Origin of the sequence: Mesobacillus persicus (genome assembly GCF_900109925.1) — a bacterium.
In the GTDB taxonomy this organism is placed as follows: domain Bacteria; phylum Bacillota; class Bacilli; order Bacillales; family Cytobacillaceae; genus Mesobacillus_B; species Mesobacillus_B persicus.
On the sequence record NZ_FOBW01000029.1, the window covers coordinates 1 to 22,984 of the forward strand.

A 22,984-nucleotide genomic window follows, 5' to 3' on the forward strand; every position below is an offset into this window, starting at 1 on the left:
CCGTCTTTCAGCATCCCCTCATGGGAGGAAATGAATTATCCGGTATTAGCCCCGGTTTCCCGGAGTTATCCCAGTCTTACAGGCAGGTTGCCCACGTGTTACTCACCCGTCCGCCGCTAATCTTTGGGAGCAAGCTCCCTCAGATCCGCTCGACTTGCATGTATTAGGCACGCCGCCAGCGTTCGTCCTGAGCCAGGATCAAACTCTCCAATAAAGAGTGATTAGCTCATAAAATAAAACGTTGGCTCATGTTTTCTGTTTAATAGAAGAAACATGATAAATATTGTTTGTTGACGCTTGTTTGTTTAGTTTTCAAAGAGCAATTCGTTAACCGCCTTAGAAGCGACAAATAATATATTAACATATTAATAGATGTTAATGCAAGAGTTTTTTTAAACTGTTGCAGATATATGATTTGCTGTTGTTTTAACGGCGGATTAATAATATATAACAGATAGATCATTTCGTCAATCATTTTTTTAGAAAAGTTTTTACGAAGTTACTTGCTGTCGAAGCAGCTAAATTAGAATACTATACTTATTAGCAATATACCAGTGGTATTTTTTTACATAACCATTTATATGATTGGTCTCCCCTTAATTATATTTAATAGCTTTATCCCTTTCACTTTTTAAGTAATTCAAAGATAAATCTATCCTATTCTTACGATGATTTTAGAGAGTCAGGGGTTCTGAATTCTTATTTTTCATCAATAAATTAATGAAGTTCAAAATACGTTTACCTGTTTCCTTCTTATGAGATTATATCCTTCCTGTTAATGAAGTTGTGTAAACTTATATTCCCATTTGCGAACTCTTACAAATAATTACATATTCACTTACCCATACTAACTGAGAATTTATTGATGGAGGATGCTATGAACGAACACAACCTTAAACTAACATCAGCAGAATTAGGTGTATTATGGTCATCTTACATGACCGAGAGTGCAACCATTCCTGTCCTTAACTACTTTTGCAAAGTTGCCGAGGACTCAGAAATTAAACCTCTGTTAGAGATGGCTTTGGCTAAATCAACAGAACATTTAACCACTTTAACAAATGTATTTGAACAAGAACAATATCCCGTACCTATTGGCTTTTCAATGGAAGATGTAGACTTGGAGGCACCAAGACTCTATTCTGATACTTTTTCACTGTATTTTGTTCGTAATCTCGGAAAAGCTGGGATTGCAGCCAACGGAATGGCATTCTCGATGGCCGCTAGAGAAGATATGAGCAAACTCTATGAACACTTTTTACAAGAATCGACGATGATTGAGCGCGAAGCAAAAAAAATTATGCTTTCTAAAGGAGTATTTGTTCGTCCCCCTTACATAGCCACACCTAAACAAGCCGACATCGTGGAAAAAGGGAGTTTTTTAAAAGGATGGTTCGGGGAAAGAAGGTCTTTAACAGCCCAAGAGATTGCCCATATTTTTATGAATTTTAGTAACAATGCACTTGGAAAGGCTTTATTACTCGGCTTTTCCCAAACTGTGCGTTCTGAAGAGGTTGGAAGTTATTTTTTACGAGGAATTGAAATTGCCCGGTCGGTCATGGAAACGTATCGAACTTTATTTGAAGAAAGTACCCTTCCCTCTCCAATGACATGGGATACAGAGGTAAGCGATTCTACAGTTCCTCCTTTCTCCGATAAGCTCATGCTTTTTTATACATGCCAGCTAACCGCAATAGGGATTGGGAATGTTGGGGGCTCACTTGCACTTAGCATGAGACGGGACCTTGCTGCAAAGTATCTCAAGATATTGCAAGAAGCGAGTCTGTATGCTGAAGATGGACTAAATATCATGATCAAAAATAAGTGGTTCGAAAGACCACCGCAGGCCATTGATCGAGAACATTTAGTAAAAGAAAAAAAGCAGTGAAATGAAACAAAGCATAGGGGTCCCTATGCTTCTCAATTATGGGCAAGAGCAAATATCAGCGAAATTTGTTCTTGCCCCTTTAGTCTGTTTGATCCAACCTAAAAACCATTATTCCCCCCGCCCATATCTTTCCGCGTTTGCGCTTTGACTTCAGCCATTTTATCGATTTGTTTATCGGTACTTCCTTCCGGCGGAGTCATGCCCGTTTTCTTTTCGAAATAGACAGCTATTCCCCCGATTAACAACACAGGTATTAGGATTACTAGCCAGATCATAATAGTTATAGCCTCCGTTTGTTTTGTCTAAAGTGACAATGTTGAGAAAAGAGCCTTATAAAAATAGATCCATACTTTCAATGAGGTTGTAATGCTTTGCTTCTTTATATAAGTCATCTTTTAATCTTTTTGCCAGTTTTAATCTTCCTTCTTCAATCGTACGGATTAGTTCTAACCCAGAAGGAAGATGATTCTCATGTAGATACTCTATCACAATTTCCTGATAATCTGTTTCATCAATCGTCTCAAGGACCTTGTAGTCCTCTTCCCTTTCTGCTACTTCTTTTGCAGCGCGGATAATCGCATACAGACTATATAAACCTGCAAAATATTTAGGGAAACCATCGATCCTAAAAAAGATTCGATGATCACCTGATTTACTCAGAAGAAAGGATGATTGAATAAAAGACTCTGCATAAACGGTATGCTTCCCTATTTTCTCAACAATTTCGTATTCATTCTCTTTCGTTAATCTACGAAAACTGTGCCTAATTAATTGTTCTTTGGTGATATACTCCGTTTCCTCCCGCATTACGCACCTCACTTATACGAATTTTATTTAAACCTCTACAAATTTGACCAGTAAAATTGATACATAGTCTTCAAGCTTCTTATATTACTATCATATTCTGAACTCGCTGCTCTTTTCCTGTTATTTATTAGAAAATAAATCCTGCTGACTAATGGACGATGTGCAGGGATAGAAAATGATAAATTGAAAAAATCTCCATTTTAACGAATTTTTAGGGAAACATTCAATCACACTAAGAAAGATATGCAAATAAACGGTATGGTAACCACTCTCATTACCACTAGACTCATCCAAATATCGATAAAATGAGGTGAAAAACCTGCTTTCAAGGGAGTGTGTATAGGCAAACTTAGGATCCAGTCCATTTGTCTATCATTTTGTTAGCAGCTAGAGACATGACAGATAACCATCGTTCTCGCATCGAGCGTAGAAAAAAAATAAAAGATCAACGTTCTTCTAACAAATTTAAGCCCAATAAAGCATTTTGGAAAAGATTCCTCTATTATAGTCTTATCCTTGGAACTGTGCTATTTGTATTTGGAGTGGGGGCGCTGATTTGGATTATTAGCGACGCTCCGAAGTTTGACGAAACGGTATTAAAGGACCCTTTATCCTCTAGTATCTATGCGAGTGATGGGGAAACTCTAATCGCCGAGGTCGGGACAGAAAAACGAGAGGATATTGGAATTGATCAAATTCCAGATGTCTTGAAGGATGCCGTTTTAGCGACGGAGGATGCTCGTTTCTATGAACATCACGGAATCGACGTGAAACGTACCCTATTTGCGATTTTTAAAGTCATTACTACTGGGAACTTAGAGAGTGGTGGCGGGAGTACCATTACCCAACAGCTTGTTAAAAATTCTTTTCTATCGCTTGAACAAACACCAACTAGAAAAGTACAAGAATGGTACTTGGCTCTTCAATTGGAACGAGAATTTTCCAAAGAGGAAATTCTCGAGATGTATTTTAATAAAAATTTATATGGTGGCGATGTTTATGGAGTGGCAAAAGCAGCTGAGCGTTTTTTCGGGTTACAAGCTGATGAACTCGATCAGTTAACACTCGAACAAGCGGCTCTATTAGCAGGAATTCCACAGAGCCCTAATCGATTCATGCCTACAGACGAAGCAAACCTTGAACGCGCAGAAAAAAGAAGAAATATGGTTCTTCACTATATGAACCGTCATGGATACATTTCAAAATCGAAAATGACGAAAGCGCAAAATACACCGATTGAAGATACCTTAAAGATTCAGACCCCTGAAGCCAATAAATATGAAGCATTTGTCAATACCGTTCTAAAAGAAGTACAAGATGAGACGGGGGCGAATCTTTTTGAAGATGGATTAGAGATTTATACCACCCTAGATCCGGAGATTCAACAATTAACGGAAGAAGTTCTAACAACAAATGAATACATCTCTTATCCAGATAATGAGAACCTTCAAACAGCGGTTGTGATTACCGATACACAAACGGGGCAAATCAAAGCGATTGGAGGCGGAAGAAAACAAACCAATGGATATAATTTCGCCACGATGATGAAGCGTCAGCCTGGGTCGACGATCAAGCCGATTCTTGACTACGCCCCAGCGATTGAAAAATTCAAATGGTCGACAGGACATATGATAAAAGATGATAAATATCAATATTCTAATGGAACTCCGATTCGAAACGCGGATCGAAAATATGCAGGAAATAAAACGATTCGATACCACCTAGTATGGTCGCGTAATGTTCCAGCTTTAAAAACCTTTCAGGAAGTCGGAGCGGAGGATGCGACCGAATTTGCTAGAAGTCTTGGCTTCCCAATTGCAGATGAGCAAAAAGAAAATGAATCGAACTCTATTGGTGGAATCGATGCGGCTTCCCCGCTCGTCATGGCCGGTGCTTATGCAGCTTTTGGGAATGGTGGTTATTATATTGAACCACACACAGTTACTAAAGTTGTCTATGCTGATGGACGGGAGGAAAATTTAGCCCCTACCGAGGAAATAGTGATGGAGAGTTCCACCGCGTTTTTAATTACCGATATGTTACGTTCGGTTGTCGATACTGGTACCGGAGTGAAGGCGAATATCCCACGTCTAGATTTGGCTGGTAAGACTGGCACGACCAACTTTGAGCAACAAACCGTTGATAAATTCGGTTTACCGAATGGTGCGGTAAGGGATTCTTGGTTTGTGGGATATACTCCTCAATATACGGGGGCAGTGTGGACAGGATTTGATAAAACCACATCTTCTGATGACTATTTAAATAACACCACCGATGATATCTCTTTGCTTGTATTCAAAGCCATTTTCTCTGAAGTAGCGACAAGCACACAAACTTTTAAACAGCCGAAAAGTGTTGGGAAATTAGGAAATGAATATTACGTAAAAGGTGGCGAAAAACCACGGCCACCGAAACCTGAAACCCCAACAGATTTTAATGCAACATATGATGAAACAACAGATCAGATTCAATTAGCATGGAACCACACTTCAACTAGCGGTTTAGAAACAACCTTTGAAGTTTCTTATACAGTAGACGGAAATACCACAACTTTAACGTCTACGAATGAGACAAATGCAGCCCTAGCTAATCCTGCAAAAGGAAAAACCTATACCTTTACAGTCGCGGCACATGCGGGTGTCGTAAAAAGTGAATCAGCTTCTACTTCGATCACGGTGGAAGAGCAAGTACCAGCGAGCCCAAGTAATTTACAAGCAACCTATGACCAAGCATTGGATCGCATTGTGATTTCTTGGCAACCTGGAAACGAAGCGAAAAACGTTCAATATACGGTTTATTTTACAGTTATTGGATTTACACAAAATTTAGCACCAACAAGCGAATTACAAGCAACCTTGATGGGGCCTCAACCAGGTCAAACGTATACCATCAATGTGACGGCAACCAATGAATTTGGTTCGAGTGAAGCTGCAACTACTTCTGTTAACGTTGACTTCCCGCCTGAAACGGGGATTTGGAGCGAGTTTGGAGAGGAAATTACTCCATTGCCTTAGACAAAAAAGGGCACCAAGTAAAATGGTAACGGGTTCTGCTTTGAAGTTCAAAATAGGAATAAACATTGCTTTTCGTATAGTAATTCGTACCAAAATTAAACAGCAATTTTGCAAGGGAATCAGAAAAGAAAAATACTTGCAGATATACGCTCCAAGTTATTTTTATCCCAAGATAAACACCAGTTAGCGATTTCCAAATCTTCAAGAATTGCCATCAAGAAATTGACTAAATAAGGGGAGAAATTCCTCTTATTATGAAAAAAGCACGAAAAATGGAGTAAATAGGGGGAAAGATTCCCCCTATTTACTCCAAACCCATGCAAATGAACCATTTTGCTTTGCCTTAACGGGAAAAATCCCCCTTATATCCTCCGAACCTAGCCCTATTCTGAAGCTTAACGGGAAAAACTCCCCTTATTTTAACATCAGGTCTCAATCAAGGATAAGAAAGAATATCTGCTTCATTATGCTGCCTCTCAGACAGGTACCTCCCCTGTTAGTTAAATATCATTTGTAGCACACCATTTAGCACCCGAATTTTCATGCTGCCAAAAATAGATTCGGTTTTTTGCAACAGCTCACAATTCCTGCGGCCACCTGGTCACTGGTCACTAATAACGCCGATGGCCGTGCTCCATCTTAGACCATCCTCAAAATAAAGACACTCGTCGATGATATAGTCAGGCTGATAAGATAAAACAAAAGGGACGGACCTTTTGCTTCCCCAGCCAGCCCAAAACTGACAGGAAGCAAAAGAACCGTCCCTTATTCATTAATCTTGATTTTCCGGTTTTTAAATGACCCGGAATGTTCTAGAGTGATCTGTGCTTCTATTGACTTAATGCTATTTTCTTGAAGGAGATTTTCTTGGTTTTTGAGCTTTTTCCAGTCAGCGTGATGCTTTCGATACAACTGATGCTCCAAGTTCAAGAAATCAATATCATGTTCCAAACCTAATTGATATAATTGCCTCACTTCAGTAATAATTCCCTTCTTTACGAACTCCTCCATTGCATCCACATTGGTTGTGTCGTTCTTCATGCGATTACTGACGACCCCATTAGCAAGGTAGCGAATGGTAAATTGAAAGTTTCCACCTTGTTTTTCAGGTTGGATTTTGACCATTTGATCTTCAAGCACGGCAATAAATTCAGGGCTTTTTTCATTCGGCAAAAGTAAGGAGGCCCGAACGGTATCCGGATTTAGCCAGCGCATCCCTTTTAATTTTTCATAAGGAAAATAGCCTTTGTACTTCTGATTATCAAGAAAGAACGCCCCATCAATCGCTAGTTTTGCCTCGCTCTTTTTATTCTTCTTCCACTGTGTGTCATCAATCGTGAGCGAAGGAATATAAGTAGTCCGACCAGGTTCAAAGAATCCACGTGCAAATTTATTTAACTTTACTGGCTGGATCGTCGAGCTTTGCTCATAGGAACTTTCTGGACTATGCAAAATAGTATTCAAAGAGTTTTGGTTAAAAAAACCTGTAGTAGAAAGGATATCAACCAATGATTCCTTCGTCCCAAAAAGCCATGGAGTCGGGCGAAATTCATAATAACGTGTCAAACCATCAAAGACACTGCCCATGCCTTTTTCTAGTACATCTTCACTCATAACAATAGCGGTAACATGGGCCCAAAGTATCTTTTCTTGTGCAGTATGATAGGCTTTAAAAAAGGCATCGATAAACGTTTTTCCGGTTGTTTCAGAAACATAAATATCAGGTGACGCTTTTTCACCGCCTTCACTTTTCGCAACAGAGCCTAACCCAATCATTTGAATAAAAACATGAAATTGCCCATCGCGGTAGTCGACGCCAATAGCAGTGGCGAAGTTTTGATTTTCAATTTCACTGATGTCATTGTCACAAGCCGTACCAATAAGGAGACAAAGAAAAAGAATGGTCGTAAAAGTGATCATTGATTTTCGGTTCATACTATTTTCTCCGCTTCTGGATAAATGAGATTCCGAATTTTCTTCGGTCAAACGGGTTTACGAACAAAGCCGCTAAATATTCTTTAAATGTTAACGAAGCCACTGGTTCGAGATAGGCGATACTAAATGACTCTAATTTTGAAAGATAAATAAGAATGCTAAAGAATCCGAGAAATACCCCGTATATTCCTAAAAAAATTGAGAGTAATAATGTATAAAGACGGAGAATACTTACGGTTCCAACCAAAGATTGATTCACAAGCGTATAGCTGGCAACTGCCGTTAACGCAATAATCACAATCATTGTCGGTGAAGCCAGACCCGCTCGAATCGCAGCATCCCCAATAATGATACCCCCGACAATCGACACCGTTTGACCAAGAACCGTGGGCATACGAACCCCCGCTTCTCTTAACAATTCAAACAACCCGAGAATAAAAATGGCTTCAAGTCCGATTGGCAAGGGCAGCCCTTCGCGTGAAACCACGACAGTAGCTAATAAGGCGAACGGCAATTGGTCAATATTAACAGAAGACAGCGAAACCCAAAATCCCGGGAGGAAAATGGCCACCACTAAGCCAACAAGCCGAATAAACCTTCCAAACATTACAAGATAGTAAGGAAAATGGATGTCCTCAGGCGATTTTATGACCTCAAAAATGTTCGTTGGACCAATTAATACCGAGGGTGATCCATTTACAATTAAAATAAATCTTCCACGTATCATGCTTTCAATGACAAAATCTGGCCGAGTCACATAATCGAATAATGGAAACAAAGAAAGCGAGCGGTCGGAAAGCCATTGCTCTAACTGACCACTGCTTGTAACACTTTCGCCTTGAAAGTCATTAAGTCGCTTTCTAACTTCTAGAATGATGTCTGGATTGGCTTTGTCATTTAGATAAAGCAGCGAAACTTCCGTTTTACTCAGCGAACCTACGGTAAAAGATTCACAATAAAGTTCTGCCGACTTCATTCTTTTACGAATCAAGGAAATATTTACATTCATCTCTTCGGTAAAACTATCCTTCGGTCCTTTAATCGAAACCTCTGTATTGGATTCCTGTGGACTTCGTTGAGGCACCTTGCTCAGATCAAACACATGAAAAAACGGGGTTCCTTCCCGAAACACAATCAGTGAACCTGAAAACACCAGATTCACCACTTCATCCATGCTTTTTATATGTTGGACAGGTGGAAGCACTTCCGCATGACTTCGTGGTTCTTCCTTACTAATAACTACAAGAATTCGGTTAAAATACTCATTTAACTGCGTAGAATCAAGCATTCCCTTACAATAAAACGCCTGGAGATTTTTGCTTTTTTCAATGGGAATAAATTCAATATCATCATAATGCCGAAAAAAGCTTTTTATTTCATCCCGTGTCAATGTTCCTTTTGCTAAGAACTGATCGAATACCTTCATGTTCATATGATTTGGGTTCCTTTCTTTAATGGCAAGTAGCTAATAATCAATAAAGCCAAAGAAATGAAGACCGCACTAATCAAAGCACCTGGATAAAAGTATTTTCCGATGATGGTTTGCACCCACATATCACTGAGCGGGAGTAGCGTCAATAATCCTAAAGAAAGCGAAGCCACGACAAAGACATGCTTTTTTTTAGAATCTGAAGAATGACCTTTCATCATATCACCTAGCAGATAGAGACCTAAGGAAACCCGGATGATCTCGCCACTTAATAATTGAAAGACCGCCAGGAAGTCTACATGAGAAATATATTCTCCCAAGGTAATGAGACGCCATTGTTCAAAGGCTGGGAAGCGCATATCAGATGCAACTGCTGGACCAAAAGAAGACAAGGAACCCATGGTTGGCCCGAGAATCAAGCCAACTAAAATAGTGATGAGCAGGAATAGATTTATCAACGAAAACGACTTTTTTAAATGATGCTGGAGAAGCAAGAGCACAAGCAAATCTGCGCTGCCTCCAAGAATGGTGATGGTCGATTTTACTATGGGAGAATAGCCATCAACAAGGACAGGGAAAAGATAGGCGTAATCTTTTTCCGGAAAAGTGAACCAAGCGACAAAAATCCCAAGCAACCAAACAATCGGCAATAAAAAGGCTGAAACATAGACAATCGATTTTAACCCATTATAAGCGGACCAAACACTAATTAATAGAAACGGCAGCATCACAACAAAGGACGGAGTTCGCGGTAGAAAATAGATATTAATGGATTGAATTAAATCATAAAAAGAAATCGCACTTATCGTGAAAACATAGGCCGTAAATAAACCGATAAAAACACGGGAAGTCACACCCCCTGCACGTGCTTTAATCCAATCAGCAAGACAGAGTCGCTGTTGATTTTTTTTCATAATTAAATAGAGGACAAACCCCCATAACAGTAAAAACGGATAGGCAATTAAAACGCTGATCCAAGCATCCCGTTTTCCTAGTGTGAGCAAATGGGGCATGATGAGCACATGATTGGAAATACCGATAAAAAGAATGAGGACAAAAAGTAACTGAGTACGAGAAAAATGCATATAAACACCACCAAATAATTTCCCACTGTTGTTAGAGTTTGTTTGTGTTTCCAAATTATGCATAGAACTAGTAGTTTTAAACTCAGCCATGGGGCTTAGGGGCTTAAGTCGGGACAGGTCTCTAACTGTGTCCTTTTGGACATATCCAATATTAAAATACGTTGGGGCTACACAATGATTCACTATTTCTAGACTTCAGCCATACGCCGGCAGCTAGAAGCTTATCATCCGAGGGGCTAGGCGCTGGAGCTAATGGTTTATCATTTCCAACGAAAATAAGCAGAGGTTGCCTCTGCTTATTAAAATGAACACCGTAATTTTGATAGAAAATCCCTTAAGCAAAACTAATCAGAATTAATATTGGAGAACGGCTTTGGTGAATTCCGTAAAATCTTCTAAATGACTCTCGATAATCTTTTGTAAGATAACGATGTTTAATTCTTGATAATCATGAACTGCGATATTCCGAAACCCAACCATCGCCTGCATTCTTTGGGAGAGAGTGGTTGAGATAATTCCTTTTTCGGCTAACAATGTAAAAGCTTCTCGACTTTTTTGAGGTAGACCTAATTTATTTTCCGCTACTATATGCATTGCTAGATCAATGCTAGCTTCACAAGCTCGTTGAAGGTTCAAAATGATGGAATCTTGTTTCGTATAATTTTTTAAGTTTACGGGATTGTTTTCATATTCCTCATGGATTCGTCTCAAACAACGTTCAACTATACTAATTTTATTTAGAATGACATCATTTTTCATGAATGGATGCTCCCGCTTTCGTTAATCTTGTCTAATATTGGAGCGCGCTCTTCGTTTAACTTTGCGTACATTTTTAGAATTTTCATCTCAAATCGGGACTTTTCTCGATCATCCTTATTATAAATGACTTTCCCCGTACTAATCACTTGAGCCTGAAAAACAGTACTTGCCTGATTTAAATCAATAAGGTCGACATCTCGATTTAGTTTAGAGGCAATATCTTGAGAAAGTAGGAATAGCTCATACTTATCTAGCTTTTTATCCTTGCTTAAAAATGCTATATCAATGTCACTATCAGGATGTTCGGTCCGCTTTACATAAGAACCAAATAAGTAGATTATAAATGGAGAAGCAGTTTTACTTAATGCATCGATAATCATCTGTTCCAGTTTTTCACTCAATGACCAACGCCTCCATTACTTTTTACTTATTGTACCAAAAATGAAACCACAGTGTCTTGTTTTGGCCTAGTTAGTGATTCAACCTTTTACCCTTTTTCCATTCTTCTAAGAATACCGTTTATGTACCGATCAAGTAAAACAAGAAAAAAGTCGCTAAAATAGCCACCTTTCTCTTGCCTAATTGTGCACAATCTGCAATTTAATTAACTCTATGATTTTCTTGTCATCACCAGGGTCAACATAAACTAGCTTCGTATTATTAATAATCTCTGTATAGAATTCTTCACCAGCGGGATACACACCATCCCAGCGAAGTGGAACATTATATACATTAATCGTACCATCGCCGTTGCCACTATAAGTGACAGATCCATCTATTAAGCGAGAACCCGCTAATTGAATCACGTCTTCTCGATAGGTGGCGCTCGTCTCATCATCCGGATTTAGTGGTTCGCCAGCTGCTATATGCCAAACATTTAATTCATCTAACTCTTGATTCGGACCTAGTTGCAACCAAACACGAGCATATTCAATTTGTTCACTCGAATACTGGGAAAGGAGATCTTTCTCTTCGACTTTCTTTTCGGATGAAGCATCATCTGAATCAGTCATAGCTTCTTCAGTTGAACCATCGTTCGTGTCCTCTATCGACTTCTCGTTACCATCTACTTCTACAACAGAACCATTTTCTGAGACAGAAGGTTCCGCCTTCGTTTCTTCATTTGCGTTATCTGCACATCCCACCAGCATGAGAAAAGCCATGCTAAAATAAAGAATTTTCGTTCGTGTTTTCATTTATTAGGACATTCCTTTCATGATTGCCATAAAATTTGTACCGTACAACTTTACTTCTATACATAGAGAAATAGTCCAACACTTATACTTACGAATGAATAGCCAACCCAATTCTTATAGTAATTGTATAGATTATTAACAGCAAGGATCCAACCCGAGACTTCCGAGGTTCTGCAAGACTATCACAGTCGAGTTCCCCCCTCTTAATTTTGTTGCATACCTGACGATAGGTACGTGGCCTTGAACAAATTTATACGTATTAGGAAGCAGAAGAACCGTCCCCTCGCTTCCTCTTTATGAAAACAACACAGGTTACGGTTAACGCTAGGATTAGTCCGATAATAATATTTATCATTTTTGTGGAGGTTTCCGCTTCTTCAGGCTGGCTTTGTGAGGCCTTCACTGTTGGTAGGCTTTGTGAAACTTCCACTGAGTCATTTAGTATAGGAATTGTTGCGATAAAATCTTGATTTCCGATTGTGATTTCGAGCGTTCCGTCTTCTGTAATGTTCTCGTACATTTTTTCACCATCAGCGATTGGAAAGGCATAGGTATTGTTTGTGATGTATGTAAAATCATTTTGCACATACTCTTTCCCCTCTGGGATTTCGATGAGCTTATATTGGGTAAAAGCAGAGTCAAGCAGCTCGACTGTATCAGAATAAGCGATAGTTGAAGACGGTCCTTTTAAAACCACAACAATCACAGACATGCCGTCTCTATTAGCCGTTGTAATTAAAGTATTTCCAGCTTCGTCAACAAAGCCAGTTTTTCCACCGGTAACTCCTTCATATGGTCTTTCCCTCATTAATTTATGATGGGTAAACAGGGTGGTGTCCCAAGCCTGACCGTCCCATTTTAATTCCTCTGTGCCAAAAATGGTGCGGAATTCTGCATTCTTCATCGCATATTGTGTTATTTTCGCTAAATCTTTGGCTGTCGTTACATGATCAGGGTCGAATAATCCATGAGGATTTTTAAAATGTGTATCTTCAAGCCCAATCTCTTTCAAATATAGGTTTAGATGATTCGCATAATTTTCTACCGACCCATCGATATGCTCCGCAATCGCTACGCCTGCATCATTCCCCGAATTGATCAGCAATCCTTGAACAAGCTTTTTCAAGGGAACTTTCTCCCCTACTTCTAAATAAACTCTTGTACCGTCTGCGTTTCGAGCACGTTCACTCACCGTAACCATGTCTTCGAGATTTCCGTTTTCAATCGCATAGATGGCCGTGGCAACCTTTGTTAAGCTCGCAGGATACATTAGCTTATCCGCGTTCTTTTCATATAAAACCCTGCCACTGCCTTCTTCCATCACAATATATGCTTCACACTTTATATTCGGCCTTTCATCCTGCGCGAGTACGTTCGAAGAAACAAACATCAACAACAAGAAGTGGATGATAAAAGCAATTATCATTCTTTTCATCAAGCGCCTCCTTCCTATCTATTTGGGACAAGTACATGTCTCTGCGCTTTTGTCTGATAAGTTTAATAATAGACTCCTTGACTCGATTTTTCTACCACTTTCTTACATTAACTACAAAAAGGAAGAGAAGGAATCCTTTACCCTTTTTTCTATTCAGATGTTTGAAGGACCCTGTTTATTGTCCATACTTTTAATAGGAATAAAGAGGAAAGAGGTAATCACATGTTATCAGGAAAAGTCCTTTCTGTTGTTTCGGGTAAAGGCGGAGTTGGTAAGTCAACGGTGGCCGCCAATCTGGCTGTTTCCCTAAGCAGACAAGGGAATGCCGTGGGTTTAATTGATTTCGATATTTATGGAAGTAGCATTCCTAGTATGCTGAATATCAGCAATGGACCAAAATCTATGAACAATCGAATTATTCCTGTCGAGTCACATGGGATCAAAGTGATGTCCATGGGCTTTATTGTAAAAAATAATGACCCGGTCGTATGGCGTGGACCGATGTTAGGAAAGGTCATCAATCATTTTATCGATGACGTGATTTGGGGACCGTTAGATTATGTGGTTATTGACATGCCACCTGGCACTGGAGATGTCGCGATGGATGTTAGCCGTCTTATTCCTAGCTCACATCAACTGCTAGTCACCACCCCCCATCCAACAGCTTCCCATGTCGCAGAGAGAGCTGGAAAAATGGCTGCCAATCAGCATAACATCTTAGGCATCATTGAAAATATGTCGTACTTTCAGCCGCCTGATTATGATGCAAAGTATTATATTTTTGGGAGAGGCGGGTCAGAGAAGCTAGCAACCGACCTCGGGACAAAGATCATGGCTCAGCTCCCTTTATTAGCACCGGAAGAAGATGACTTCGAACCATCTATTTATAAAAAAGGATCGCTTCTCTTCGATAAATACGAGGAACTGGCGAATAACGTACAAGATTCTACTGCATAACAAAAGTGCTAGCCATGCAAAAAAACAATTCACAAATAAAAAGAGCAGGGCAACCTATTGGAATTTGCCCTGCTCTTTTTCGTTATTCCTACTTGCCTTCTTTGACACTCAACAAATAGACGGAAAAAATCCGCTTAATTTTTAAATAGAATTAAAAGTAGCCAAAATAAGCGGAGAAACTCCGACTATGAACCCGAAAAACGTGAAAAAGTGGGTTTTTATCTGCATAACCGGAAAATCTCCCCTTATATCCGTCGAAACGAGCTACATTCTGCATTTAACCGGAAAATCTCCGCTTATTTTACTTTCGCTTTAAAAAGAGCCCGTTACCCTTTTGATGTCAGCTTTTTTAACGCCCTAACACATCGTTTTTATAACTGTTTAATAATTCATTCACGGTCTTTTTGTCTTCCTCGGATAACCCGTGCTCATTCATTGTCGCCATAAAATGTCCAATCATCGTGTCAAAATGTTCATCGTTCATTTCGAGACCTTGATGGGCTTTGGCAATTTCTTCTTTAGAATATTTTTGCTCACCCATTCCATGGGCCATAAAGGTCTCTGGATGATGCTGAAAACGTTCTTGATCATGACCTTTAAAAAATTGGCTCAAAAGATCATCGGCATGAATCTTTGAAAAAAACTCTTTGATGACCGACTTGCTATTTTCCTCATTAAATTGCATCTTTTTTCCTCCTTAATGATCCATGACTTTATCAATTTTTCTAAACACCCAATACGTGATGATGGTCAACACGAACATAAAGCCGAGTGCGATCATATAGTAAGATAAATTTTCAAAATGACCTGCAAGATATTCTTCTGCCATATATTGGACAAGAATAATTTGAATCGTTAAAAGACTCATGAAAACCCACCATGCCATCTTCATGTCAAAAGCCCCCTAATGTTGTGCTTGGCTGATTCCTACAGCATAGATTTTATTGTTTTTAATTTTCAAATCGATTGATGGTAAAGCCCGTTGAGGCGGCCCGGCAATGACAGAGCCGTCATCTACATTAAAGAAACCATGATGGCATGGACACTCCAAGTGACCTTCTTCCGGTTCCCAGAAAACCGGGCACATTAAATGAGTACATTTGATGTTATAGGCTCTATATTCATTTTCCGATAAACGAATGACCAATGCTGGATCATTCTCATCTGGATACGAGAAACCGAAACTTTCGCCAATTTTAATATCGTCTGTATTGGCGATAAACACCTCGGACTCATGTGCTTCTTCCTCGCGGTTCCCAGATAATGCGATTAAAGGAGTGGAGCTTACAAAGAACACCCCCATTAACGATAGAGTAGAAGCAATAAACCCTCGGCGGTTCAAATCTAGTTCACGGTCTCTTCGAATATTGAACGCGATTTTCCGGAGAAATTCTTCTGTTTTTCTCATTGTTAAACACCTTCGCCTTCCCTATAACCAAATTGGTTTGTTTCCGTATCCGGTAGACCAATCACTGTTCTAGTTTCAATGATTGTTCCACCAAAATCCCATTTGAATTGGACAGGTTTAGGCGGTTCATTTTTCATTGCGTCTTCATCCACAAAACGGATGGTATCCGTTGGACAAACACTTGCACACATCGGCGGCCGCCCTTTTGAAGTCCGGTCATAACACATATCACATTTGTACATCACTTTTTTCTGATCATCCACTTTTGGAATGCCAAACGGACAGGCATATGTACAATTTTTACAGCCAATGCACTTTTCCAGTGAGGCAGACAACACTGTTCCATCTGCTGCAATTGAAATCGCCTGAACCGGGCAAGACTCCGCACATGCCGGAGTGACACAATGCATGCATGGAGTTGGCGAGGTGGCCACGGTTTCACCAGGATTCAGTTCATCTACGAACATCCTCGACAGATGGTCATGTCCCGAACACTCTTCACAGCCAATGACACATGCTTTACACCCAATGCAACGTTCATAATCGATATATAAAACCTTACCCATGCTTTTCACCTACAGTTTGTTTGACTTTTTCTAGTTTAACGGCACACACTTTGAACTCTGGGATTTTTGACTTCGGTTCGAGTGCCGGATTGGTTAGATGATTAATCGCCAAGGTTTTGCCCCAATGGTATGGAACAAACACCATGTCTTCGCGCGTAATTTTCGTGATTTTCGCTACAAGTTCAATGCTTCCACGCGGGCTGGTGACCTTTACGGTTTCTCCATTTGAAACTTGGTATTTTTCTGCTAACTTTGGATGAATTTCTACATATGGATCAGGGCAAAAAGCTCGTAGTGAATCAATTCGCCGTGTCTGATTTCCACTTAAGTAATGGAAAACCACCCTTCCTGTCGTCAATATAACAGGATATTCCTTGCTTGTTTTCTCATTTGGACCTTTGTATTCAAAGGATAGAATCCTTGCTTTCCCATCTGGAAAATTAAATTTTAAATCCTCAAACAGTCTCGGTGTTCCTTCCGACTCTTCTGACGGACATGGCCAGAAAACGCCTTGCATTTTATCTAATTTTTCATAAGAGATACCAGAATAATCAGCAATTCCGCCTTTACTTGCCACACGAAGTTCGTTAAAAATCTCCTCAGGAGAGTTAAACTGGAAGTATTGCCCACGACCAAGTCGTTCGGCAATTTCACAAATCACTTTCCAATCTCGTTTCGATTCCCCCGGAGTACGATCAATCCCTCTTAATCGTAAAACGCGGCCCTCAACATTCGTCGTTGTCCCATCATCTTCGACCCAAACAGTTGATGGCAGGACCACATCCGCCAATTCAGCAGATTCAGATAAAAACATATCCATACAAACAAAGAAATCTAGACTTTTCAGATATTCCCCGACATCTCGGACAGAGGGAGAAGAAACAATTGGATTGCTACAAACCAGCAATAATCCTTTAATTTCCGTTCCTAATGCTTGCAGCATTTCAAACGCTGATAAGCCTGGTCCAGGAATTTCTGATTCATCAACTCCCCAAACACCAGCAACGTACTCTCTTGCCTTCGGGTCCGTGATTTTTCGAAAACCTGGGAGCTGGTCGGTCTTTTGGCCGTGTTCTCTTCCACCTTGGCCATTTCCCTGTCCTGTGAAGGTAGCAACCCCAGAACCTTTTCTCCCAATCTTGCCAGTTACTAAACATAAATTTGTATAACTAGAAACCGCATCCGTTCCGGTAGCATGCTGCTCGACACCGCGGGCAAACATCGTAAATCCGTTCTTCGCCTGACCAAAGATTCTCGCAGCCGTTATAATTTTTTCAACCGCAACCCCTGTTATTTCGGAAACGTATTTGGGATTATAAGATTGAACCAATTCCTTTAACTCCTCAAAACCCGTTGTGTGATTATCAATAAAATCTTGGTCGACCAAGTCTTCTTTTATCATCACATGCAATAAGCCATTGGCTAAGGCGACATCTGTTCCTGGACGAAGGTCTAAATGCACATCGGCTACAAGAGCGGTTTTCGTCTGCCTAGGATCGACGACAATCAGTTTGGCTCCTCGATCTCTTGCTCCCCAAATATACGGCATCGAAAGTGGGTGGCATTCTGCCGTATTCGAACCGGCAAGGAGTAAGACATCGGCAAATTTTATGTCCGACCATGGGTTCGTACCGCCGCGGTCAATTCCTAGACTTTGGTTAAAACCAACAGAGGCAGAACTCATACAGTATCTGCCATTGTAATCGATATTTTTCGTTCCAAGTCCAATCCGGGCAAATTTCCCCATCAAATAACATTTTTCATTTGTCATCGAAGAGCCGCTATAGATCCCAAACGCATCTTTCCCATGCTCCCCCTGGATTTCTTGAATCTTGGAGACAATTAGATCCATGGCTTCATCCCATGTCGCTTTCTCCAATTTTCCATTCTTTCGAATCAATGGGTGAAGGATGCGTTCTTGGTGCTCGGCTTGGCGATAAGCAGCTACGCCTTTCGGACATAGTCTGCCTCCATTCATCGGAAAATCATATCTAGGCTCTACTCCTACAACCGATTTGTCCTCTTTTTTTACACGGATATTCATCCCACATTGCATTCCACAAAAACAACAATGCGTGGAGATTAGTTCCTCCCCGTCTCGTTCAATTGGGTCATAATCTCTTTGGGAATATTCCTTATTTTGTGCATGTCCCATTTACCGTTGCTCTCCCTTCTTTAGCTGCAAGCCATTTTTTCCATTCGGTTCGACGATCAGGTGCGCTTGTCCTAATTCTATTTTTGCTCCGTATCCACCCAAGCGGTGAGCGACCCTCCGACAATCGGCACACATATCGGAGAAATGGAGGTTCGTATGATCGATTGGTGTAGACAAATGCCTGTTCGCTAACGTAGTTTGTACATCTGAAATCTGCATGGCCGTTGCGTAATCCCTTCCACATCTTGCACATTGTTTCTTCTCGTTCATTTCATGATACATAGGGACCATCACCGCTAAAAATCGCAGTGGTAAGTGCCAAAACTTACTGAATGGGAAATAAAGCAGAAAAACAATGACCGTCACTTGGTGGGCTAAAGCTATCCCTAAATAGAAGGCTCCTTCCATCCAAATCGCTGAAACCGTTAAAAGCGAACCAGTAATCGAAATCGCAATCAGGAGAAAAAGTGGGAAAAAGTCATATTCCTGTGACTGCTCGACAATTTTCTTTTGATCGGTCAGCCGGCGATACAGGGCCATGCCACAGCCGATAATTGTCAAAATCCCCGTCCAATTTAATCCATGATAAATCGCGAGCGCTACTGCTGAATCGGCCACCATCCGAAACAACGGAATTCCAAATACAACCGCTTCATACACCTTCGGCTCGACTAGTTCAAAGTGAAGCCAATTCAGAACAAGAGCAAAGGTAATTGCAAACGATAAAAGCACACCCCAAGAAATCAACATATGCTGTGCCCAACGATACAGCGTTCGTTTGCGGATAAACCGCTGTTCAACAATATTCGTATACAATGTTTTTACAACGAACATGAAACCTTTTGGACTAAACATCATTTTAATGCCCTGTTTCCAGAGTCTTCTTGTCGGTGGTCGTAACGTCCAAGAAGTAATGCGAATCGTTAACAATACGAAACACAAGATGGTCGCCCATAAATAACCATATAAAGCCGTATCGAAATACCCAAACGCCTCAGAGCCAAAATAAATCGAAAAGAATAATACAACGAGAACGATAAACACATTTCTAGCCGATTTCTTTGAAAATAAGAACGAATCGTCTTCATAAGGATAATAATTCATTACGCTCGAACTCCTTCTAGTGAATGTCAAAATTTAGTATAACCAGTAATATTTTTGTAATTCTGTTTTTATTTATTTATATAAAAAAGGGGCTAGGTGCTGGAGCTAGTTGCAGTGAACATACACGATTTTTCCATACAACAAAAAAACGACAGATTCCTGTCGTTTCAATGTGGTGAATATTTGATTAACAAAATAGAAAGGCTCTTTTCTCAATTGTTGCTTTTGAAGATAAAATAGGAATAATATAGCTATCAATTTTTCACGGCAATATATACTTAGTAGATGAGAAAAGAGCATGCAAACTTAGTTTAAACGTATAAAATGGTTATTTCTGAGTTAATCGGCTTTATGTTATATTAAAAGCCCTTGTCCTATAGATTACTTCTACTGTAGAGAAAATGATTTGAAGAGCTAGGTTGCCATGCACGTACTACACTTTTAATTTCTCCGTTAAGATAATCTTTTCTATTTTCAGCATTATGGAAAGGACGTGAAGAAATGTTTCGTGAGGGGAAGAGCATTTTGAATATTTATCATAGTGATGCTGAAAACAACTGGCAATTGCTTCCCTGGCTTCATAATCAAAACAGTGAAAATCAACGATGGGAAAGTATAGACCTCCGCCTAAAGGGAGCAATGTCCCTACGACGACGTCACCTCTATTGGGGGATATTGGGTTAGAATGACAAATCGTTACTTCCGAAAGGTCCTGGGTTAATAGATCAATTACTAGAAAATGACGTTCATTATACTTGTGACCAATGAAATAAAATTTCGGAACCGATTTATCACATTTCTCTAGCCAAGAGGCCATGAAACGCCTAGTACTATACCTTACATGATTTACAGTTAAATACTCGTCAACGCAACTAACCATTTTTTGTGCGGATTGATACATGATTTGCCACCAAAACATGTTGTCTAGCAAACTTTGTCGAGTTAGCACATTTGGACTAGACTCCTCAACAAATGCCTCTAGTTCCATAAGATTTTCATCATTATAAAACTCATCATAAGCAAAAATCACAAAGTCACTAAACACCTCATTAAGCATTTTTTCTCTTAAATTTTCAGCAACTGGGTAACCCTCCCGAAATGTTTTTGCCTTTTCCTCAGTTTGAACCATTCTTACCAAGTTCTCTTCAATTTTGCTATTTTTCATTCAATCATTCCTTTTTAATGTGAATGGAAAACAATTAAATTTATGTCATGAATACAAGGATGTGCTGATACAGGTTATATTTTGTACAGGGGCACGATGGGATAGAAATATTGTGGGAAATTTAGAAGAATGTTAAGTGGAGTAACACTGAATATATTATATCATTCGCTTTTTACTCTATGGTAATTTAAATTGTAGTTCACAAAATTGTCATGACACACGAAAATAGGACAACCACTGTCCCTTTCTGCTTTACCTTTAACGATTACTTAATATTGAATATGGGGTCTATTGCCAGTTCAAGGAGAACAGACCCCATTGTTCATTTTAATTCGCAGACTCCAATAATTTTTTTCTTTCCTCTTTAATATTTAAAAGTTCTTTGCTCAGGTCTTCATTCTGTTCTTTTAATTTGGTAACCATTTCAGATACATCGTTCTTCGTTTTCATGACTTGTTCATAACAATCAGTAATCTGACCATGGACAAACCAATCAAAGATTAGGCCATCAAAGAAATAATCAGCAAATGTGAGCAATCCATCAACTTCCAAATTTGTTTTATAATGATTTTCTATATCTAAGAGTTCATCTTGGAAATAGCGCAATTGTTTCTGAACCCGGTGGATATGTCCCTTCGCCTCGTCCATATGGCTATGTTTCACTGCGGTTGATATGAGACCCCCGCCAAACATATCAAAAGTCGACCAACCTTTCGCTGAATCTAATGATTGTATTGCATCATTAAGTGTTACTAAACTTTTCTCTCCTGCTTCAATCGCTTCTTGATATTCTTTTAGATTGCTAGAGAGCTCCGCTTCTAGCTCTGTTAAAACATAGAGTTCCTCGCTCCAGATGGATTTGGTATCATGGATCAGCTGTTCCTTCGTTTTTAAAATTTCTTTATACTTATATTCCGCATCCGCAACGTGACCCAGTTGCTCTTTATAGGCCTGTATTTCCTTCTCTACGTCTTCAATCGTTTCCAATGCTTCTTTGTACTTTAACTTAACAGCCAAAACTTCTTGTTGTTCTTTATCTAATTTTTCTAACTTACGACCAGTAATCGTGTAAAAAATATTGGTTAATGTAAAACCTTCCAAGCGCTCTACGTCTTCTTCCTCTTGTAATAATTGCCTTTTGAAATCCTCTTGTTTCTTCTGCTCTTCATTTAAAAACGCTTCGGCACGCTGCATGTGGTCTTCATATTTCTTTTTCTTACGCAGATTTTCCTTTACTTCTTGAAGCTCTTTGTTTAAGTCAGTGAACATATTAACCTCCTTATAGGACAGTCCATTGTCCCAGTTATAATCCATTACGAGAGATGAACGTGTAAGAAGAAAAGATCCGCCTAAAGCAAAGGGACGGACCTTTTGCTTTCTTTATATACTAAAACAGATTATTACATAAGAACAAATAATATAATGCTAGTTATTGGATTAAATATTGCTTTAATTATGATTAGAATTAAAGTTTTAATCCAACTACTAAGATTATAATGCTCCATACTGGCATTAAATCATCTTTCAGTTAGATTATCATCTCTATAGATGTGTTTTACTCCGAGCACTAGAATAGTATCTCTTGAATAATTAGTGTTAATCGTAGTACTAGTATTATTCTGATGTATTTCTATCAAAAGCGCATCTATAAGAGGTGAAATTACTTAAAGATTAAAGAAAAATGACCTTTTTTAGAAAAACAAAAAAAGAACAGCTGTCAAATCAGCTGTTCTTTCATTTTGCCTGGCAACGTCCTACTCTCACAGGGGGAAACCCCCAACTACCATCGGCGCTGAGAAGCTTAACTTCCGTGTTCGGCATGGGAACGGGTGTGACCTTCTCGCTATCGCCACCAAACAATTTCTTAAGACATTTATTATTATAATGCCTTTTTAATATTTTTCAAGAGGAAATTTTTGTTCCCTCAAAACTAGATAATGTAATCAGAAGGTAAAGTCATTCATATCATTCTTAACTTTATAAGGTTAAGTCCTCGATCGATTAGTATCAGTCAGCTCCACACGTCACCGCGCTTCCACCTCTGACCTATCAACCTGATCATCTTTCAGGGATCTTACTAG

At 39.5% G+C, this 22,984-nt stretch carries 20 protein-coding genes and 3 rRNA genes; 3 read left to right on the forward strand and 20 right to left on the reverse strand.

Features of this window, described 5'->3' with window-relative positions; translation table 11 throughout:
- A 16S ribosomal RNA gene (locus BMX30_RS22325) occupies positions 1-214 on the reverse strand; the annotation flags it as partial.
- Positions 215-877: 663 nt separating this feature from the next.
- Here BMX30_RS22325 and BMX30_RS22330 point away from each other — a divergent pair.
- Positions 878-1,888: a DUF3231 family protein gene (locus BMX30_RS22330; protein WP_170843979.1), complete on the forward strand. Its 1,011-nt coding sequence runs from the start codon at positions 878-880 to the stop codon at positions 1,886-1,888.
- Between the two features lie 98 nt (positions 1,889-1,986).
- Here BMX30_RS22330 and BMX30_RS23740 read toward each other — a convergent pair whose 3' ends face one another.
- Entirely contained in the window at positions 1,987-2,163 is a 177-nt protein-coding gene (locus BMX30_RS23740) for a hypothetical protein (RefSeq protein ID WP_170843980.1), read from the reverse strand.
- A 55-nt stretch (positions 2,164-2,218) separates the two neighbouring features.
- Complete coding sequence (locus BMX30_RS22335) at positions 2,219-2,695, reverse strand: hypothetical protein (protein WP_090750476.1); 477 nt, start codon at positions 2,693-2,695, stop codon at positions 2,219-2,221.
- Between the two features lie 365 nt (positions 2,696-3,060).
- Between BMX30_RS22335 and BMX30_RS22340 the strand changes: the two genes are divergently transcribed.
- Entirely contained in the window at positions 3,061-5,709 is a 2,649-nt protein-coding gene (locus BMX30_RS22340) for a PBP1A family penicillin-binding protein (protein WP_090750477.1), read from the forward strand.
- A gap of 765 nt (positions 5,710-6,474) precedes the next feature.
- Here the strand turns inward: BMX30_RS22340 and BMX30_RS22345 are convergent.
- The 7 genes from BMX30_RS22345 to BMX30_RS22375 form a co-directional block, all read right to left on the reverse strand.
- Positions 6,475-7,644, reverse strand: a complete 1,170-nt coding sequence (locus tag BMX30_RS22345; protein WP_090750479.1) for a Ger(x)C family spore germination protein — start codon at positions 7,642-7,644, stop codon at positions 6,475-6,477.
- Between the two features lies 1 nt (position 7,645).
- The gene (locus BMX30_RS22350) at positions 7,646-9,076 is read right to left on the reverse strand and encodes a spore germination protein (protein ID WP_090750481.1); all 1,431 of its coding nucleotides are present in this window, start codon (positions 9,074-9,076) and stop codon (positions 7,646-7,648) included.
- Positions 9,073-10,158 (reverse strand): endospore germination permease, encoded by a 1,086-nt coding sequence (locus BMX30_RS22355; RefSeq protein ID WP_090750483.1) that lies wholly within the window; start codon positions 10,156-10,158, stop codon positions 9,073-9,075. Before BMX30_RS22355 ends, BMX30_RS22350 begins: the two co-directional genes overlap by 4 nt.
- 354 nt (positions 10,159-10,512) lie before the next feature.
- Positions 10,513-10,917 (reverse strand): type VII toxin-antitoxin system HepT family RNase toxin, encoded by a 405-nt coding sequence (gene hepT / locus BMX30_RS22360; protein ID WP_090750485.1) that lies wholly within the window; start codon positions 10,915-10,917, stop codon positions 10,513-10,515.
- Complete coding sequence (gene mntA, locus BMX30_RS22365) at positions 10,914-11,297, reverse strand: type VII toxin-antitoxin system MntA family adenylyltransferase antitoxin (protein WP_090750509.1); 384 nt, start codon at positions 11,295-11,297, stop codon at positions 10,914-10,916. The genes hepT and mntA overlap by 4 nt, the downstream gene beginning before the upstream one ends.
- Positions 11,298-11,495: 198 nt before the next feature.
- Entirely contained in the window at positions 11,496-12,113 is a 618-nt protein-coding gene (locus BMX30_RS22370; RefSeq protein WP_090750486.1) for a hypothetical protein, read from the reverse strand.
- 259 nt (positions 12,114-12,372) lie between these two features.
- A complete protein-coding gene (locus BMX30_RS22375; protein ID WP_090750488.1) occupies positions 12,373-13,548 on the reverse strand; it encodes a D-alanyl-D-alanine carboxypeptidase family protein in 1,176 nt (391 codons plus the stop codon).
- 222 nt (positions 13,549-13,770) lie between these two features.
- On the opposite strand from BMX30_RS22375, the gene BMX30_RS22380 reads away from it, so the two are divergent.
- Positions 13,771-14,505 carry an Mrp/NBP35 family ATP-binding protein gene (locus BMX30_RS22380; protein WP_090750490.1) on the forward strand — a complete coding sequence of 245 codons (735 nt, stop codon included), beginning with the start codon at positions 13,771-13,773 and terminating at the stop codon, positions 14,503-14,505.
- A gap of 349 nt (positions 14,506-14,854) precedes the next feature.
- On the opposite strand, the gene BMX30_RS22385 is transcribed toward BMX30_RS22380, so the two are convergent.
- From BMX30_RS22385 to BMX30_RS22430, 10 genes are all read right to left on the reverse strand, one after another.
- On the reverse strand, positions 14,855-15,190 hold the full coding sequence (locus BMX30_RS22385) for a group I truncated hemoglobin (protein ID WP_090750492.1): 336 nt from the start codon (positions 15,188-15,190) through the stop codon (positions 14,855-14,857).
- A 12-nt stretch (positions 15,191-15,202) separates the two neighbouring features.
- The gene (locus tag BMX30_RS22390) at positions 15,203-15,397 is read right to left on the reverse strand and encodes a hypothetical protein (protein ID WP_090750494.1); all 195 of its coding nucleotides are present in this window, start codon (positions 15,395-15,397) and stop codon (positions 15,203-15,205) included.
- A gap of 12 nt (positions 15,398-15,409) precedes the next feature.
- A complete protein-coding gene (locus BMX30_RS22395; protein WP_090750496.1) occupies positions 15,410-15,913 on the reverse strand; it encodes a QcrA and Rieske domain-containing protein in 504 nt (167 codons plus the stop codon).
- Positions 15,914-15,915: 2 nt separating this feature from the next.
- Entirely contained in the window at positions 15,916-16,479 is a 564-nt protein-coding gene (locus BMX30_RS22400; RefSeq protein ID WP_090750498.1) for a 4Fe-4S dicluster domain-containing protein, read from the reverse strand.
- Positions 16,472-18,634, reverse strand: a complete 2,163-nt coding sequence (gene fdhF, locus BMX30_RS22405) for a formate dehydrogenase subunit alpha (protein WP_090750501.1) — start codon at positions 18,632-18,634, stop codon at positions 16,472-16,474. The genes BMX30_RS22400 and fdhF overlap by 8 nt, the downstream gene beginning before the upstream one ends.
- Positions 18,635-19,738 (reverse strand): hypothetical protein, encoded by a 1,104-nt coding sequence (locus BMX30_RS22410; protein ID WP_090750503.1) that lies wholly within the window; start codon positions 19,736-19,738, stop codon positions 18,635-18,637.
- Between the two features lie 433 nt (positions 19,739-20,171).
- Positions 20,172-20,903 carry a hypothetical protein gene (locus BMX30_RS22415; RefSeq protein WP_090750505.1) on the reverse strand — a complete coding sequence of 244 codons (732 nt, stop codon included), beginning with the start codon at positions 20,901-20,903 and terminating at the stop codon, positions 20,172-20,174.
- Positions 20,904-21,230: 327 nt separating this feature from the next.
- The gene (locus BMX30_RS22420; protein ID WP_090750507.1) at positions 21,231-22,172 is read right to left on the reverse strand and encodes a hypothetical protein; all 942 of its coding nucleotides are present in this window, start codon (positions 22,170-22,172) and stop codon (positions 21,231-21,233) included.
- A 472-nt stretch (positions 22,173-22,644) separates the two neighbouring features.
- Positions 22,645-22,760: ribosomal RNA gene (rrf, locus tag BMX30_RS22425) — 5S ribosomal RNA — on the reverse strand.
- A 124-nt stretch (positions 22,761-22,884) separates the two neighbouring features.
- A 23S ribosomal RNA gene (locus BMX30_RS22430) occupies positions 22,885-22,984 on the reverse strand; the annotation flags it as partial.

Excerpts from the sequence above, each read along its gene's own strand:
- hepT (WP_090750485.1), bottom strand. The coding sequence starts at position 10,917 with ATGAAAAATGATGTCATTCTAAATAAAATTAGTATAGTTGAACGTTGT.
- BMX30_RS22345 (WP_090750479.1), bottom strand. The coding sequence starts at position 7,644 with ATGAACCGAAAATCAATGATCACTTTTACGACCATTCTTTTTCTTTGT.
- BMX30_RS22350 (WP_090750481.1), bottom strand. The coding sequence starts at position 9,076 with ATGAACATGAAGGTATTCGATCAGTTCTTAGCAAAAGGAACATTGACA.
- fdhF (WP_090750501.1), bottom strand. The coding sequence starts at position 18,634 with ATGGGACATGCACAAAATAAGGAATATTCCCAAAGAGATTATGACCCA.
- BMX30_RS22410 (WP_090750503.1), bottom strand. The coding sequence starts at position 19,738 with ATGAATTATTATCCTTATGAAGACGATTCGTTCTTATTTTCAAAGAAA.
- BMX30_RS23740 (WP_170843980.1), bottom strand. The coding sequence starts at position 2,163 with ATGATCTGGCTAGTAATCCTAATACCTGTGTTGTTAATCGGGGGAATA.
- BMX30_RS22415 (WP_090750505.1), bottom strand. The coding sequence starts at position 20,903 with ATGAAAAATAGCAAAATTGAAGAGAACTTGGTAAGAATGGTTCAAACT.
- BMX30_RS22380 (WP_090750490.1), top strand. The coding sequence starts at position 13,771 with ATGTTATCAGGAAAAGTCCTTTCTGTTGTTTCGGGTAAAGGCGGAGTT.
- BMX30_RS22395 (WP_090750496.1), bottom strand. The coding sequence starts at position 15,913 with ATGAGAAAAACAGAAGAATTTCTCCGGAAAATCGCGTTCAATATTCGA.
- BMX30_RS22330 (WP_170843979.1), top strand. The coding sequence starts at position 878 with ATGAACGAACACAACCTTAAACTAACATCAGCAGAATTAGGTGTATTA.
- mntA (WP_090750509.1), bottom strand. The coding sequence starts at position 11,297 with ATGATTATCGATGCATTAAGTAAAACTGCTTCTCCATTTATAATCTAC.
- BMX30_RS22400 (WP_090750498.1), bottom strand. The coding sequence starts at position 16,479 with ATGGGTAAGGTTTTATATATCGATTATGAACGTTGCATTGGGTGTAAA.
- BMX30_RS22375 (WP_090750488.1), bottom strand. The coding sequence starts at position 13,548 with ATGAAAAGAATGATAATTGCTTTTATCATCCACTTCTTGTTGTTGATG.
- BMX30_RS22335 (WP_090750476.1), bottom strand. The coding sequence starts at position 2,695 with ATGCGGGAGGAAACGGAGTATATCACCAAAGAACAATTAATTAGGCAC.
- BMX30_RS22390 (WP_090750494.1), bottom strand. The coding sequence starts at position 15,397 with ATGAAGATGGCATGGTGGGTTTTCATGAGTCTTTTAACGATTCAAATT.
- BMX30_RS22420 (WP_090750507.1), bottom strand. The coding sequence starts at position 22,172 with ATGTTCACTGACTTAAACAAAGAGCTTCAAGAAGTAAAGGAAAATCTG.
- BMX30_RS22370 (WP_090750486.1), bottom strand. The coding sequence starts at position 12,113 with ATGAAAACACGAACGAAAATTCTTTATTTTAGCATGGCTTTTCTCATG.
- BMX30_RS22385 (WP_090750492.1), bottom strand. The coding sequence starts at position 15,190 with ATGCAATTTAATGAGGAAAATAGCAAGTCGGTCATCAAAGAGTTTTTT.
- BMX30_RS22355 (WP_090750483.1), bottom strand. The coding sequence starts at position 10,158 with ATGCATTTTTCTCGTACTCAGTTACTTTTTGTCCTCATTCTTTTTATC.